The organism is Peribacillus sp. NPDC101481 (genome assembly GCF_044767165.1).
In the GTDB taxonomy this organism is placed as follows: Bacteria; Bacillota; Bacilli; order Bacillales; family DSM-1321; genus Peribacillus.
The window spans coordinates 1,617,897-1,632,180 of record NZ_JBIWNJ010000001.1; the positions used below are offsets into that span (position 1 = coordinate 1,617,897).

At 40.3% G+C, this 14,284-nt stretch carries 17 protein-coding genes and 1 pseudogene; 4 read left to right on the plus strand and 14 right to left on the minus strand.

Annotated elements, in window-relative coordinates; all coding sequences use genetic code 11:
• Positions 1–47: 47 nt before the first annotated feature.
• Both ACIROD_RS07795 and ACIROD_RS07800 read left to right on the plus strand, forming a co-directional pair.
• On the plus strand, positions 48–650 hold the full coding sequence (locus ACIROD_RS07795) for a bifunctional transcriptional activator/DNA repair enzyme AdaA (RefSeq protein WP_397315445.1): 603 nt from the start codon (positions 48–50) through the stop codon (positions 648–650).
• Entirely contained in the window at positions 640–1,164 is a 525-nt protein-coding gene (locus ACIROD_RS07800; protein WP_402939277.1) for a methylated-DNA--[protein]-cysteine S-methyltransferase, read from the plus strand. The genes ACIROD_RS07795 and ACIROD_RS07800 overlap by 11 nt, the downstream gene beginning before the upstream one ends.
• 60 nt (positions 1,165–1,224) lie before the next feature.
• Here the strand turns inward: ACIROD_RS07800 and ACIROD_RS07805 are convergent, their stop codons facing one another.
• From ACIROD_RS07805 to ACIROD_RS07815, 3 genes are all read right to left on the minus strand, one after another.
• Positions 1,225–1,662, minus strand: a complete 438-nt coding sequence (locus ACIROD_RS07805; protein WP_230176842.1) for a DUF2690 domain-containing protein — start codon at positions 1,660–1,662, stop codon at positions 1,225–1,227.
• 90 nt (positions 1,663–1,752) lie between these two features.
• Entirely contained in the window at positions 1,753–2,226 is a 474-nt protein-coding gene (locus ACIROD_RS07810; protein ID WP_402939280.1) for a YjfA family protein, read from the minus strand.
• Positions 2,227–2,788: 562 nt separating this feature from the next.
• Positions 2,789–3,055, minus strand: coding sequence for a transporter suffix domain-containing protein (locus ACIROD_RS07815; RefSeq protein ID WP_230176643.1), 267 nt, complete (start codon positions 3,053–3,055; stop codon positions 2,789–2,791).
• Between the two features lie 242 nt (positions 3,056–3,297).
• Here ACIROD_RS07815 and ACIROD_RS07820 point away from each other — a divergent pair, with 242 nt between their 5' ends.
• Positions 3,298–3,978 carry a copper homeostasis protein CutC gene (locus ACIROD_RS07820; RefSeq protein WP_402939283.1) on the plus strand — a complete coding sequence of 227 codons (681 nt, stop codon included), beginning with the start codon at positions 3,298–3,300 and terminating at the stop codon, positions 3,976–3,978.
• 206 nt (positions 3,979–4,184) lie between these two features.
• On the opposite strand, the gene ACIROD_RS07825 is transcribed toward ACIROD_RS07820, so the two are convergent.
• The 4 genes from ACIROD_RS07825 to ACIROD_RS07840 form a co-directional block, all read right to left on the minus strand.
• Complete coding sequence (locus ACIROD_RS07825) at positions 4,185–4,607, minus strand: UPF0715 family protein (protein WP_402939286.1); 423 nt, start codon at positions 4,605–4,607, stop codon at positions 4,185–4,187.
• A 119-nt stretch (positions 4,608–4,726) separates the two neighbouring features.
• A complete protein-coding gene (locus ACIROD_RS07830) occupies positions 4,727–5,509 on the minus strand; it encodes a putative protein N(5)-glutamine methyltransferase (protein ID WP_397315447.1) in 783 nt (260 codons plus the stop codon).
• A gap of 213 nt (positions 5,510–5,722) precedes the next feature.
• Positions 5,723–6,460 carry a MerR family transcriptional regulator gene (locus ACIROD_RS07835; RefSeq protein ID WP_230176642.1) on the minus strand — a complete coding sequence of 246 codons (738 nt, stop codon included), beginning with the start codon at positions 6,458–6,460 and terminating at the stop codon, positions 5,723–5,725.
• A 463-nt stretch (positions 6,461–6,923) separates the two neighbouring features.
• Positions 6,924–7,772 carry a pentapeptide repeat-containing protein gene (locus tag ACIROD_RS07840; RefSeq protein WP_402939290.1) on the minus strand — a complete coding sequence of 283 codons (849 nt, stop codon included), beginning with the start codon at positions 7,770–7,772 and terminating at the stop codon, positions 6,924–6,926.
• A gap of 264 nt (positions 7,773–8,036) precedes the next feature.
• Between ACIROD_RS07840 and yyaC the strand changes: the two genes are divergently transcribed.
• Positions 8,037–8,609, plus strand: a complete 573-nt coding sequence (gene yyaC, locus ACIROD_RS07845; protein WP_402939293.1) for a spore protease YyaC — start codon at positions 8,037–8,039, stop codon at positions 8,607–8,609.
• A 174-nt stretch (positions 8,610–8,783) separates the two neighbouring features.
• Here the strand turns inward: yyaC and ACIROD_RS07850 are convergent, their stop codons facing one another.
• The 7 genes and pseudogenes from ACIROD_RS07850 to ACIROD_RS07880 form a co-directional block, all read right to left on the minus strand.
• On the minus strand, positions 8,784–8,930 hold the full coding sequence (locus ACIROD_RS07850) for a hypothetical protein (protein ID WP_230176639.1): 147 nt from the start codon (positions 8,928–8,930) through the stop codon (positions 8,784–8,786).
• 57 nt (positions 8,931–8,987) lie between these two features.
• Positions 8,988–10,298: a CitMHS family transporter gene (locus ACIROD_RS07855; protein WP_402939302.1), complete on the minus strand. Its 1,311-nt coding sequence runs from the start codon at positions 10,296–10,298 to the stop codon at positions 8,988–8,990.
• 173 nt (positions 10,299–10,471) lie between these two features.
• A complete protein-coding gene (locus ACIROD_RS07860; protein ID WP_402939305.1) occupies positions 10,472–11,176 on the minus strand; it encodes a response regulator in 705 nt (234 codons plus the stop codon).
• Positions 11,177–11,178: 2 nt separating this feature from the next.
• Positions 11,179–12,783, minus strand: coding sequence for an ATP-binding protein (locus ACIROD_RS07865; RefSeq protein ID WP_402939307.1), 1,605 nt, complete (start codon positions 12,781–12,783; stop codon positions 11,179–11,181).
• Between the two features lie 127 nt (positions 12,784–12,910).
• A complete protein-coding gene (locus ACIROD_RS07870) occupies positions 12,911–13,369 on the minus strand; it encodes a VOC family protein (RefSeq protein WP_402939310.1) in 459 nt (152 codons plus the stop codon).
• A gap of 175 nt (positions 13,370–13,544) precedes the next feature.
• Positions 13,545–13,688: pseudogene (locus ACIROD_RS07875) on the minus strand (ABC transporter substrate-binding protein); the annotation flags it as partial.
• A 16-nt stretch (positions 13,689–13,704) separates the two neighbouring features.
• Positions 13,705–14,214: a GNAT family N-acetyltransferase gene (locus tag ACIROD_RS07880; RefSeq protein ID WP_402939313.1), complete on the minus strand. Its 510-nt coding sequence runs from the start codon at positions 14,212–14,214 to the stop codon at positions 13,705–13,707.
• Between the last annotated feature and the right edge of the window lie 70 nt (positions 14,215–14,284).

The following is a 14,284-nucleotide window of genomic DNA, read 5'->3' on the forward strand; positions in this document are numbered from 1 at the left end:
TCTTGCTTTTATATTATCAAAATGGTTGTATATCAACCCTTTCTTGTATACTAAATGAAGAGGTGAATGCAGTGAATCTTTTCCCGAATGAATATTGGAAAGCTATTATAGATTGTGATGCCGCATATGATGATCATTTTTTATACGGAGTAATTACGACAGGCATCTTTTGCAGGCCCTCCTGTAAATCCAGGGTGCCGAATAAGGAAAACGTGAAGATTTTCAAAAATGCCATGATGGCTTTGGAAGAAGATTTCCGGCCTTGTAAACGATGTAAACCGGAAGGAATGAATTTGCCGACGGAAGAATGGGTTGAACAAATAACCGAATGGATCGACACCCATTACAGCGAACCCCTCACTTTGAACAAATTGGCGGATATTTCTCACGGCAGCCCCTATCATTTACAACGTTCATTCAAGCGCGTGAAGGGGATATCGCCCACTGAATACATTCAACGGCTTCGCCTTGAAAAAGCAACGAGGCTGCTGGAAAACTCCGAACAGCCGATAACCGAAATAGGCTTGGCTGTGGGGTTCTCTAGTACACCCTATTTCTTGACCCTGTTCAAAAGAAAAATGGGGAATACCCCTTCAGAATATCGGAATGCTTATCTCAAAGCTTTGGAGCGTGAAGAAAATGAAGAATGATCAAGAACAAACCATTGACTGGGCCATATTGCATTATGATAAGTGGCAATTATATGTGGCCAAGACGGAAAAAGGACTTTGCTATGTAGGCTCTCCGGATCAAACGTATGAAGAACTGAAGTCTTGGCTACAAAAACGCTTTCCAATGGCGAGCCTTGTTGAAAATGAGAAAGCATTAAATCCCTATCTAAAAGAACTACAAGAATATTTCGAAGGAACCAGGAAGACTTTCTCTCTTCCCGCAGATGTAAAAGGCACGCCCTTTCAACAAGAAATTTGGGCAGCGCTGAATCAAATACCCTATGGAAAAACCTGTTCCTATTCCGATATAGCCCAAATCATCCAAAGACCTGCAGCTGTTCGGGCGGTTGGTACGGCCATTGGTGCCAATCCTATTCTAATCACAGTGCCCTGTCACCGGGTTATCGGAAAAAACGGGGCCATTACCGGTTACCGGGGAGGCACGGAGATGAAAAAATATCTACTTCAATTGGAAGCAGAAATGAAAGCGTGAGTACAATCTGACCGCAAAAAAAGCATCCGACCATAAGGATGCTTTTTTTGCCTTTGTTTTTCAGTACCAAATGGTCACCGCTTTTTTATATGCATCACTATTAGGTATCGCATGTATCCCTTGGGCCTGTGCCTTTCGCGGATCATAATCATATACCATTGGTGTATAGCACGAGGTCTGCCCGATATTCACAACACCATTGCCCCCAGAACTGGCGCATGTATAGGCCTTACCATCAGTACTTCGGACGATCCTGGCATCCGCTTCATGGTTGTATACCGCGGGCCGTGTTACGGTCACTTTTGCCCATGCGGTTTTACAGACAGTGCTGAATTTCAATTCTACGTACGAATTGGAATCGATCCATTTTTTATCCTTCGTTACCGCCGAACTTGCACAACTATTATAGTAAGGACTTTTTCCATCATAGGTGTGTGTTTCGGCCAGTGCTTGATTTTTTCCAAAACCAAAGTCGACAAGAAACATCGACAGTGTCATCACAATGGATAAACCTATCATTTTAAGCTTTTTATTCAATACATTCATCCTTTCTTTGCAAAAATATAGATGAAGGTTTTTCCTTTTTCATTAATACCAATCGGTTTCACCTGCTGTATATGGCCAAAAAGCGACCGCTTTTGCTTTTCGCGGATCTAAATCATATACCATTGGTGTATAGCATGACGTTTGACCTTTATTTATTTCACCATTTCCTCCAGGAGATGCACAGCTAAATTGTTTATTATCAGTATTTCGGACAACCAATGCCGTTGCTTCCCCGTCTGTTTTAGCTGGTCGGCTTAGAGTGATCTTCGCCCATGCGGTTTTACAGACAGTGCTGAATTTCAACTCCAAATTGGCAGAACCGCCATTGGCATAAATTTTCACTGACTTCTTCGTGACAGCGCTATTCGCACAACTATTATAGTAAGGACTTTTTCCATCATAGGTGTGTGTTTCTGCTGAAGCTTTGCTTACAAAAGAATCAAGGGAGCCAAAAAGTACTAAAGAAGCTACAAAAAATGAAATGCATAAAACCACTTTTTTCATTATTTCACTCATCCCCTTAACAAAATTTATACACTGTTCATCTTACAATTTTGTAATATTCTTACAAGTGATAAATTCCCTAGTTCATGAAAAACTACATCCCCGCCTTAAAGTTGCAGCCTGCCATCACTATTACAGTCTTGTATGTCTCGCTTTATCAACTGAATCAGCACAGAGACAAAGTCATTATCCCTATGAGCAATTCAGGACAAATAAGGTAACAACTAAGGACATATGCGTATCGAGCTGAGACAAAACGAGCCAATAGGCTGCAGTTGATTGGTAAGGATACAGGTCGATGTACTTAATGTTTTTTTCAAGAAAAAAGAAAAACCCCAACAAAACTCGAATCGTTTTGTCGGGGCTTTATTTTCAATTAACGAGGTTTTCTCTGATCAATCTAATGGTGCTTTCATAATAGTAATCCAATCCCGTTTCACTACTTGCGAACCAGCAGGCCAATATCCCAATCTATGTACTACCTCACGACGGTTTGAATGTGATTGGAATCGAAAACTTTCAACAACTCAGTTTCCATTGGAGCTTTACTCCCAGCCCTTTTTATAAAACAGCTTCATCCTTTTTCTTTTCTCCAATTTTTCGGGTTTAAATAACCTTTATATTTAGCAGCCACTTCTTTCCCGACCAAAAGTGCTCCTGCCCAAAACATGACCTCCGCAAAGACGATTGCACCTGTTATGACCCCCGCTTTAACCGCAGTCGAAAATGGGGTAAAAGGAGCTACGACAGGAATGATCCAAGTGAGAAGGGAAATAATCAGGAACCCCATCCCTACTTTGTAAAACCTCGATTTCTTTATTTCCTTACTTTCTTTATCCAATTAAATAACCTCCGTCATGATGATTTTCATTTAATTACACTGCCGAACATTCCACTTTCAAATATACCATTGAATATATTCTTTTTTTATACGTTTGAAAGTTCATTTCGTTTCATAAATAGCGAAATAAAGATATTCCATTTGAGGAAAGCTAGGGAAAACTATCTATTAATGAATTGACTTTACTATTTTTAATGGATTTAATAATCTTATAACACTTGCATGAAGGAAAGGAAAATCCAATGTACATTGAATTCATTGCCACAACGATAGAGGATGCAATTATTATCGAAGAATCGGGCGCAGACCGAATCGAGCTTGTCAGTTCTTTAGCCGAGGGGGGATTAACTCCCAGCCACGCCCTGATAGAAGCTGTCGTCAATTCAGTAAAGATACCAGTCAACGTGATGGTAAGGCCTCATAGCCAGTCGTTTAGTTATACGAAAAATGATTTGGAAATAATGAAAAAAGATATCGAAATCATTCGATCACTGGGAGCCAACGGGGTTGTATTGGGTGCATTAAATGAAAATAATGAAATCAATCGACCATATCTCGAAGAATTATTGACGGTATGTGAAGGTTTGGAGATTACATTCCACCGAGCCATCGATGAAACAAACGACCCGGTCATTTCAGCTGAAATGCTAGCACAATATCCAGAAATCACAACGATATTAACCTCAGGAGGTAATGGGGAACTCCCCAGCCGCATGAAAACGATTCAACAAATGAAAAGAGTCAGCGGCGACATAGCCATACTGGTTGGAAGCGGCTTAAATAAGGATAATATCCTTTCTATCCATTCCGAACTGCATACCGGTCACTATCATTTCGGTACGGCTGTTCGAAAAAATAACAGTATCATTGAAGGTGTTACATTAGAAAAAGCAAAAGAAATCGTAAACTTGCTAAAGAAATAATGTCGAAAAGGGATCATTTAACTGGTCCCTTTTGTTTGTCAAAAGGGGTTCTATCAAAATGAAACGGAAGGTGCGAGACTCCTGTGGGAAAGCGCCTCCAGGGGAGACCGCAGGCGCAAAGGCGCCGAGGAAGCTCCCGGACCGCCCGCGGAAAGCGAGTGCCTGGAGGCAACGTTTGAATTTGTCTACAATCTGAAGGTCCCATTTCAAGATACAGGGCTCTTTTTTTGTAAAAAGACCGAGTCCCAAAACCAAAAAAACAGTGCCGCAGAAAGGCTTATTGCATAGTAATTCTTTGTAGTTAAAACATCCATACTGAAGTCAAAATTAAGCACCGCACTATAAATGAATACAGCGAGCAAAGAGAAAAAAATATAAAAACTAAAATAAATTAAACTGAATTTTTTAGGATGTTTATTGAAAAGGACCTGTACCGGAACAGCAAATAATAAATAAGGGATAACAACATAAAAAGAAAACACGATAATGCCAAGCACCCCCCAGGTACCGAAGCTAAATATAACCAACATCGTGGAAGTCGACAGACAGGAAAAGACTAGACTAAAAAAATAATAAGGAATCACATCGCTTAGCTCCGATACCTTTTGGCTCATTTTCCAAAGTTCCATTTAAACTGACACCTCAAGATGACTTGGATTTTTTTATTGCTCGATTGCCTCATTTTGTTGCAAAAATTTGATTATTGAAGGTCACGGTTTTTTCCCCAGCCTTAACTTAACAAGTGCCCTCAAACATTTCTTTTGAGTGCGGGCCTGGTTCCAATCACGACAGTGGCGTCCAGTTCTTCACACTTTACCATCTGTGGCATCATCCCGTATCCAGCAAAGATTTCAACGGTCTGCATCGCTTGCCGCTCACTCGTCTCGACTAACAAATGGGAGCCCGGCGCCAACCAAAGTGTTGCCGAGGCCGCCACCCTTCGCTGGACATCAAGCCCGTCCGCCCCTCCGTCTAATGCCACCCTCGCCTCATGCATGCGCGCTTCATGGGGTAATAGACCGATTCCCTCAGTGGGGACGTATGGTGCGTTTGCGACCAGGACGTCAACACGTCCCCGTAAATTTGCTGGAAGCGGTTCATAGAGGTCCCCTTCGTATACCCGACCATTGATTGAAGTGACGTTACGACGCGCGCACCGCACCGCGGCTGGGTCAATGTCGACTGCGTACAACTCGATACCTTCGAGAACATCGCCAACCGCGGAGCCAACCGCGCCCGTCCCGCAGCACAAGTCCACTACGACTGCTCCTGGCATAGCGAGTGCTGTCACTTGGCGGACCAAAAACTCGGTCCGTCGGCGGGGTACGAAAACTCCGAGATGAACCTCTATCCGGATACCGCAGAATTCCGCCCAACCGATGACGTGTTCAAGGGGCAAACCCGCTATCCGTCTATCCACCATCCCAGCCAGTTCGGCCGTTGTCCCTGCCGCGTTGATAAGCAAACGGGCCTCTTCCTCCGCGAAAACACAACCTGCGGCCCTAAGTTTAGTGACGATACTTGTATAAATGGTATCTCCATTAAAAACAGCAACTTTACTTCCATCAACATCATTGATTTTCCCGAGGTTAAAGGAATCATTCCTAAATTCCATAAGTTTCCCCCTGTTCTCTTAAATTCTAAATATTCCCATAATAACAGTATAAACTGACCGTCCCCTTAGCACCAAAATAAAAAGGTTGCCGCAGCAACCTTCCATCATGAAATCTCTCAAACTTGAGTTTTAATTTTTGTTAGCGTCAGCAAAGTGCCCCATCGCATCACACATGAATTTTGCCAACCCTTCACCATATTGGTCGATATTTTTGGTGAAGCGTTGATCGTCCACGTACATTTGACCTAATCCTTTGAAAGCATCCAGCGAGTATGTGCCGAAGTTATTGTTCAAACAATCATACCATTCTTTAATTGCCTCTTGTGCCTCCTCCGACTTTGGCGAGCCATTTCGGATTGACGCAAGTTTTAAATAGATTGCTGATACAACTTTCTGTGCATCTTTGGACATGCCCGCCACTTTAGCCTTCGACTCATCGACAGCTTTATCCCCCCAAAGCTTGCGAGCTTCTTCTTCATATGGATTCTGACTGAAGTCAAACCCTTCAAATTTTTCTTTATTCGTCATTTGAATTTCCCCTTTCATATGTTTAATCGATTTTTCGACCGTCTTAATTAATTTATCGAGCTGACTGCGTTTCTCCAGCAACATTTTTTGATGTTGCTTTAACGCATCTTGTTTATCAAACGAAGAGCTGCTAATCATTTGTTTTATTTCCTTTAATGGCATGCCAAGTTCCCTGAAAAACAGGATTTGCTGCAACATTTCAAGATTATCATTCGAATAAAGGCGATAACCTGCATCGGTTATTTCCTCTGGCGATAATAACCCGATTTCATCATAATAATGCAGCGTCCGCACACTAATGCCAACCAAATCGGCTAACTCCTTCACTTTCATTGCCACTGCTCTTTACCTCCTTCCGATATCATTAACAGTAAGGTATTACGCAACGTCAGAGTAAATGGAAAAATGAAAATTTCCCTCCCAAATTTAAAAGACGATCCTTCCTAATGAAGAATCGCATGTTAGCAGGGTTCACTCTTTGTAAAAGCTTCGGATTAAAGCAAATCTAATTTACTTGTCCGCTATTGATGTTCATACACTATGTAGTAAATTTCCCATTACTCGTAATCTGGCGCTTTTACTCGTGAGTTTCGTGCTTTTACTCATGAATATGGTGATTTACTCGTGAATTTCGCGCTTTTACTCGTGAGTTTGGCACTTTTACTCGTAAGTTTCCGCCTTTTACTCGTGAGTTTCGTGCTTTTACTCGTAAGTTTCCGCCTTTTACTCGTGAATTAAACAATCTCATTATTCGTTAAGCGTTTGCTCTGCAAGAAATCTTGCTCCAATCTTGGCTAAACTTCTATCTCCAATGATTGGGAATGCTTAATGAAGGTGGTAATTTTGTCTTTGTGTCGCCTTTAGCCGAGTTAATCTGTGCTTGTGTGATAAAGAAGCTTCCGGTGAGATCGGCACCTCTTAAATCAGCGTCCCTAAAGTCTGCACCAATAAGATCCGTCACTCGCATGTCGGCTTCTCTGAGGTCAGATGCAATAAGCAAAGCTCCTCTTAAGTTCGCTCCCCTAAGGTCAGCTCCTCTCAACTTTGCACCGATCAGGTCACTTCCCCTACCTATTTTGTTCGGCTTTTTTTTATTTTTCTTAAATGAAACCTTTGCACGTACCAGTTCACTTGTGCGCAGAAGTAAATCATTAACGATCGCTCTATGAGCTGGCACATTCAGGTCCATGATAGACTTTGGACTTTGTTGAGTGAGATATTCCATGTCTTCAAAAGCGGTCTGCAATTCTCGGTGAAGAGGTTGCGCATCTTCTAAATTCAGTGCTTCATTTAAGTAGCAAAGCATTTCATGAAGTTGTTGCATAATAGGAAATACATCGAACATTTCCTTTGCTGACTCTGGGTTGTTCCTCCAATCGTTTCCATCATAGGTGAGTTGAGATACCTTTTGACCGGCACCGAAACATTCATATACCGTGCAGCCTTTATACCCTTTAGCTCTGAGATTTTCATGGATGCCGCAACGATAATCTGATTGCAAGTTTGAACATGGTGTACCTCCCTCTTTATCAAATGCAAAATCAGCAGATTTTGCATAAGGCAAAGCCACACAGCACAAACCAAAACAATTCTCACAGTCTGCACGTAATTGATTAAGGATACTATCGTTATTCGTTAATTGATTAAACATTCTTACACTTCCTTCTATAAAACACTGGCTCTGCCTTTCTATAATCAAAAGTTTCATACAGTATATTTTTTTGTTTTCATTTTATCAAAAAAACCAATTTATCTATATATTAACAAAATACAAATAAACAAGAAATGATATTCCACTTGATACGGCGGCTGAAATTGATCATTAGAGGGAAGCAAGTGATTTCCATAATATTTTGAAGAATAATTAATCATGTTATAATTTATTCAAGATCACGGTACTCTAGGGGGTGTAGGCATGTATCCTTTTGATGGCAGGAAAAAAAGGGAGACAAAAATTGAAATGCAGCGTTGCAGCTATACGTTGGATACAAATGCAGAAGGAGAAATAGACGAAATGTCTTTTCAAATCGCAAGAATTCTTCGGCCAATGTCCAAAGAGATCATCTTTTTATGTATTGGATCAGATCGTTCCACAGGAGATTCATTCGGGCCTTTAGTAGGGACGATGCTTAGAGAAAACCAAGTCCCTTATCATGTCTTCGGTACACTCGCAGATCCTGTTCACGCCCATAATTTGAAAAGTGTTTTGAAAGAAATAAAAAAGCAATTTAAAAATCCCTTTATTTTTGGTATCGATGCTTGTTTGGGTGGTTATCATCAAATCGGTTCTATATTTCTGACAAAAGGTCCTTTTACCCCTGGTGAAGCGATGAATAAATCCTTACCTGAATTGGGTGATTATCACCTAAAAGCCGTCGTAAATTATTTAGATCCCCTTTTGCCCCGACAATCTTTAAATGATACGAGACTGCTTACTGTAATGAATCTGGCGAAGATTACCACAAGAATCATTGTTAAAAGCGGCTAGAGCAACAGAAAAACCCCAATAAAGCCTTAGCTTTTCGGGGTAAACAATGAAATGCATAACCTTGAAGGACACTCCCATGATTTGCGTTTTGAACATACATCATATTTTGTAAAGTTCCACTTTTCTTTTGCAATAACCTTTTTTTATTAAACACCCTACTATTCATTGCTATCATTATGCTAAACATGGGTCATTAAAGTAAATAACTTCTGATAGAACCTTATTGCCCCGAATATTACAGAAAACTTCCCTTGCTGCTTGTTCTGTTTCAAATTCATACATTACAATACCTCTGCTTTTATAGAGTGTGATGATCCACATTGAAAATCCTCCAATTTTAAAATATCCTTCTGCAAGATAGAGTAACCATTCCTTTTACTAAATGACTCCCAAGATTATCGCGGCTATTGTCATAACAGTGACAGTCCCTAATGCCCATTTCACGGCAAACCGCTGTAGATCCCCGAAGTCAGTGCCAACTAAACCTATTAGCAAATGTGCTGCGGCCACCAAAGGACTCAATACGTGTATCGGCTGCCCTATTAATGAAGCACGCCCTATTTCTGCCGCGCTAATTCCATAAGCATCAGCGGCTTGTGCGATAATAGGAAGTACGCCAAAATAGAATGCATTATTTGACATAAAGAAAGTAAAAGGGGCACTGGCATACGCAACAATAACCGGTAAAAATGGTCCGAAAGATTCCGGGATTAATGAGACCAACGTAATGGCCATTGCATCGATCATTTTCGTTCCAGACATGATACCGGTAAAAATCCCGGCTGCAATGACAATTGAAACGACGGCCAATGCATTTTTCGAATGAACGGCGATTCGATCCTGCTGATCTTTCAAATCAGGATAATTGACCAATAACGCAACGGCGAAAGCAATCATGAATAAAATGGTCAAAGACATAAAATCAATGATTAATGATGCCATGAGCACAATCGTTAAAATGAAGTTGAACCAGACCAATTTCGGTCTGCGATAATCACGGGAGACCATAGTTGCCGCTAACTCGGAATTGGCCTCCGAATTCATTTCATTAGTGTGATTATGCTGGATCTCCACTACGCCCAATCTCTTTCGTTCCCCTTTTCCCAATATAAAAGCCACGACAAGAACCCAAATTAGGCCAAACCCCATGACAGGAATCATCGGCAAGAACAATTCCGATGCGTCAAGGTTCAACGAGGCCATCGCCATAGCGGAAGCTCCGCCCCACGGTGTCATATTCATTACACCCATAGATAACATGGCTACAGTGGCTAATATTATTTTGTTCATGCCCAGACGCTTATAAAGGGGTAAAAGTGCTGAGACAGTAATGATGTAAGTAGTTGTCCCGTCCCCATCTAATGCGACGGTCATTGAGAGAATAGCGGTTCCTAAAACTATTTTTAATGGATCTCCTTTTACTATTTTCAATATTTTAGAAATAAGAGGATCAAATAAACCGGAATCTATCATTATTCCAAAATATAAAATCGCAAACAATATCATTATGGCTGTTGAAGCTATACCTTCAACACCATCCTGCATCATGGGTCCCAGCTCTGTAAAAAATCCTCCAATCACTCCAAATATGATTGGAACGAGCATAATGGCCACTAGTGCCGATAGTCGCTTCGACATAATTAAATACATGAATACTGCAATCATGGAAAATCCTAAAATGGATAACATCTTCAAGCCCCCTTCTGTTTATCACCATCTCGTTTTGACAGCGCTTTCTTTAGAGACTATCATCCATTATGCCTTATTCACATATAAAGAAAGTAAAAAGAGTTTTTTTCATTTTTTTCACGCCTAAAAAAGAAAAAATCCCATTGATGAAAACGAATTTCATCAACTGGGATTTACATGTGCTTTATTTTATATTTTCTTTCAGGCCTTCCTATACCACCATACAGAACCTCAACTTCCATTTCATTACAAGAAACTAAATACTCCAGGTATCTTCGCATGGTTGAATAACTAATTCCAACGAGTTGACCTAGTTCATCAGCGTTTAAACTGCCATTGACGTTTTGAATCTTGCTTCTGACCATTTTCAAGGTATGTTTGTCAATTCCCTTGGGAAGAGAACTTATTTGGACATCATTTGCTGTATTTGAATTACTTATGGTCCGAAAAAGAGTATCCACTTTATCTTGATTTACTAAATTGCCATTATGCAGCTGCCGTCTCGTCAGGTCGTATTGGTTGAGCGTCGCAAGAAGCTTATCGATAATGATCGGTTTTATAAGGTAACCAAAAGCCCCTCCCCTAATCGCTTCACTGACTGTTTCGGTATCATTCGCGGCGGTGATCAGGATTACATCAATCCCCCGGTATTCCCTCCTAATTTCCCGAAGAAGGTCAATTCCATTCATATCAGGTAAAAAGATATCCAATAAAATTAAGTCCGGTTGTGCGACATGCAGTATATTCAGCGCTTGCTTGCCTGTGCTAGCTGTAGCTATGACAGTGAATTGATCTAGTTGATTCGTAAATTGTTTATATATATTCACTGCATTCTCATCATCTTCAACAATGACGACTGTAATCGGTCCTTTGGACATTCTCACGCCTCCTTTTCTGCTTTTATATCCTTCGGGAAGACGATTGTAAATCTTGCTCCCCCCAAATAACTGCGATCAATATAAATTTCACCGCTTAAAAGACCAATGGAGTTTTTTACAATGGCCAAGCCGATCCCATGATTTTCCCCATTTTTAGTCGTATAACCATCTGAAAAAATAATATCTTCCATTGCATGAGGGATACCTGGACCGTTATCCTCGATATCAAATATGATTTCGTTTCCTAAATCCGTAAACGAAACTTTGACCTTTCCCCCACTTTTGTTCTTTTGCCGCGCTGCCTCCATCGCATTATCGATGACATTACCAATAACGGAAACCAAGTGATGGGAATCCTCAGGTTTTAATGTACTGTTTAAATTGCTTTCCTGTTCTATTTCTAAAATAACCTGCAATTCTTTTGAACGGTTTATCTTTCCAAGTAAACAGGCGGCGATTAAAGGGTCTTTAACCGATGACATAAGAAACGATATGATATCTTGCCTCTCCCTCACTTCAGAAGAGATGATGTTCATTGCCCTATCATACTGTTTTAAACTAAGTAATCCATAAATGGTATTTAATTTATTTAAAAACTCATGATTTTGTGCCCGCATATTTTCTGAAAAGGCCTTGATTTCTGAAAATTCATTAGTTAATTGTTCAATTTCTGATACTGTTCTTATTGTTAAAACGATACCTCTGACGTCATTATGATTTAGGATCGGGGATAAATCCAAAATGTATAGCTGTTGGCCTAAAAGTAACTTACGATTGAACTGCCCCTCTTTTGTGCTGATTACCATTTTGATGAGTTTTTCTAAATGCCCATTTACAACTCTCTTTCCCACCATAAGCTGATGATCATGAAACAATTCACGTGCTCTTTTATTCATGGAAGTAACCTGTTTTTCAATATTAATCGTAACGGTAGCATATCGGATGGCATCAAGTGTCGCTTCCCTTTCCTGAAAAAGAAAAGAAATTTCCTCAGGCTCCAGACCTAAAATAAGCTTTTTTAAGCGTCGCGCTATAAATATTGCCCATAAGATTCCTACACTGATCGGGATAAGTGACAAATGAATAATCTTCATTTTATAATTGGATATTTGATCTTGTACATTCTCTACCAAAAATCCTACAGATGAAACACCGATAACTTCCCCTTTATCATTCCAGATAGGAGCCTTAGCTTTAATCGCTGGCCCCGATATCCCATTTCCTTGATAAATGATTGATTTGTGTTCATTTAGTACTGCATCATTACTAGTAGCCGTAGGCTTACCAATATATTCTGGATTAGGATGAGAGTATCGAAGTCCTTTATGGTCCGTAATGGTTACATAATCTGCACCTGTTGTTTGACGAATCATTTCTGATACGGGTTGAATCACCTCTGAGGGCTGTTCATCGTCAAATCCCTGGATGATCGTTGGATTTTGAGCCGCTAATTTGGCCACCGTCATTGCTTGCTTACCCATATGGTTTTCGACGATGTCTTCCAGCAGTGTAGAGAATAGGATGCTCACAAGTAAGGTACTGATAAAAACAACGAATATGATAAGTAATGTCATTTGAGTTAATAGGTTCACTCTAATTTTAAACATCCACATGCCAAGCCTTTCCGTATTGATTGCTCATACTCGTATAGTATATTTCATCAAAACAATGATTTGTTTCTTATCAAATGGACTTGAATAAAATTTTGCAAAATCCTAAGTAACTTTACAAAGTTCACCTGGTTAATAGTTCTTCCCATTCTTCAAGTGATAGTTTTTCGGTAATATGCTTATATGCATCAGGGACTTTTATCGAACACATAAGTTCCAGACTATTGCCATCGGGATCATTGAAATAGACGGAAGCGTTTCCTTGGTTCGGACGCACAAATGGTTCAATCGTTGTCCTTTTTCCAAAGGGGACGACTTCAATTTGCAAGGTTTGAAGCCAAGTTAATGCATTTTTCATATTATCATAAGTTACCCGAAAGGCGATATGCCTTAGTGAAGGGTGGTATGGAGTTTGATATTCCTTCCCTTCCCATAAGCCGACCCAGCTTTTGTTTTCCTCGATCCAAAAGAAGGCAGTATCTTCATCCCTCCAAGCTAGTTTCAAGCCTATTTTCTTATAATAATCCATAGAGATCTCCAGGTTCTTGACTGGTAAATGGGCTTCATATAAACCTTCTATCATATTAGATTCTCCTTCTCCTATAACTTTCATTTTTACGAATTATGATCTGCCAAACAAAATAATTCAAGAAACCGATCCTATTATCCTTCTAATTGGATATAGTAAAACCCGAACAAGAACACGTCTCATTCGTGTCAATTATTCGGGTCATTTGTTCAGCATCCGCTTGGTCGGTTCAAAACTTCTCGGGATAGAGTCCTTCCGCTACTGTCCGTAAGGCTAGTGGTGCACGAATCCCTTCCGCGCCCGCTGAAAGAGGAAGCACGATGATTGCTTTATTTCTAATGGCCGGTACATCCGCCAGTTCACTTTTATTTAAATAGAAGAAAATGGATTTAAAGGTTCCAACTATAATGGAAGAATGTTAGCTTTTGACCCGAATCCGCACTAATTTCCTCATTAATCGAAATCCGTTCAAAACCGTTTTTCACTAAAACCTTTTGGGAGGCGATATTGTCACTTGTCGTTTTGGCATGTATTTGCGTCACATTCAATTCCGGCGCCAGCTTCATCAATAGCTTTAAAGCTTCATTCGCATTCCCTTTTTGCGTAAACGCTTCACCGATTCTATAACCGACATGAGCCGTACCCTTGATGGCGTCGATATCCACAAGATTAATCCTGCCGACGATTTTGCCTGAACCATCCTTAATCAAATAAAAAGAGGAGATGGCCTCTTCTTGTTCTTTTAATAATTCCTTATGCCTGATCCCAAACGTTCCAAAGCTATAATAATCATCACCCCGGCCTGGGACCGTTTGCTCGAAAAACCTTCTATTATTGCATTCAAATGCAAATAACGCTTGTGCATCCCGTTCATTAAGCCTGTCAATGTATATATCCATCATTCTTCCACCCTTTCAAAAAAAACGCTAAGCATATGCGGCCTAAACTATCATTCAAGAAAACAAAGGG

What these genes read in the sequence shown, in the direction of transcription:
- ACIROD_RS07800 (WP_402939277.1), top strand. Translation starts at nt 640, where the DNA reads ATGAAGAATGATCAAGAACAAACCATTGACTGGGCCATATTGCATTAT.
- ACIROD_RS07865 (WP_402939307.1), bottom strand. Translation starts at nt 12,783, where the DNA reads ATGTTTAAAATTAGAGTGAACCTATTAACTCAAATGACATTACTTATC.
- ACIROD_RS07855 (WP_402939302.1), bottom strand. Translation starts at nt 10,298, where the DNA reads ATGTTATCCATTTTAGGATTTTCCATGATTGCAGTATTCATGTATTTA.
- yyaC (WP_402939293.1), top strand. Translation starts at nt 8,037, where the DNA reads ATGTATCCTTTTGATGGCAGGAAAAAAAGGGAGACAAAAATTGAAATG.
- ACIROD_RS07880 (WP_402939313.1), bottom strand. Translation starts at nt 14,214, where the DNA reads ATGGATATATACATTGACAGGCTTAATGAACGGGATGCACAAGCGTTA.
- ACIROD_RS07850 (WP_230176639.1), bottom strand. Translation starts at nt 8,930, where the DNA reads ATGTGGATCATCACACTCTATAAAAGCAGAGGTATTGTAATGTATGAA.
- ACIROD_RS07805 (WP_230176842.1), bottom strand. Translation starts at nt 1,662, where the DNA reads ATGACACTGTCGATGTTTCTTGTCGACTTTGGTTTTGGAAAAAATCAA.
- ACIROD_RS07840 (WP_402939290.1), bottom strand. Translation starts at nt 7,772, where the DNA reads ATGTTTAATCAATTAACGAATAACGATAGTATCCTTAATCAATTACGT.
- ACIROD_RS07820 (WP_402939283.1), top strand. Translation starts at nt 3,298, where the DNA reads ATGTACATTGAATTCATTGCCACAACGATAGAGGATGCAATTATTATC.
- ACIROD_RS07870 (WP_402939310.1), bottom strand. Translation starts at nt 13,369, where the DNA reads ATGATAGAAGGTTTATATGAAGCCCATTTACCAGTCAAGAACCTGGAG.
- ACIROD_RS07860 (WP_402939305.1), bottom strand. Translation starts at nt 11,176, where the DNA reads ATGTCCAAAGGACCGATTACAGTCGTCATTGTTGAAGATGATGAGAAT.
- ACIROD_RS07810 (WP_402939280.1), bottom strand. Translation starts at nt 2,226, where the DNA reads ATGAGTGAAATAATGAAAAAAGTGGTTTTATGCATTTCATTTTTTGTA.
- ACIROD_RS07825 (WP_402939286.1), bottom strand. Translation starts at nt 4,607, where the DNA reads ATGGAACTTTGGAAAATGAGCCAAAAGGTATCGGAGCTAAGCGATGTG.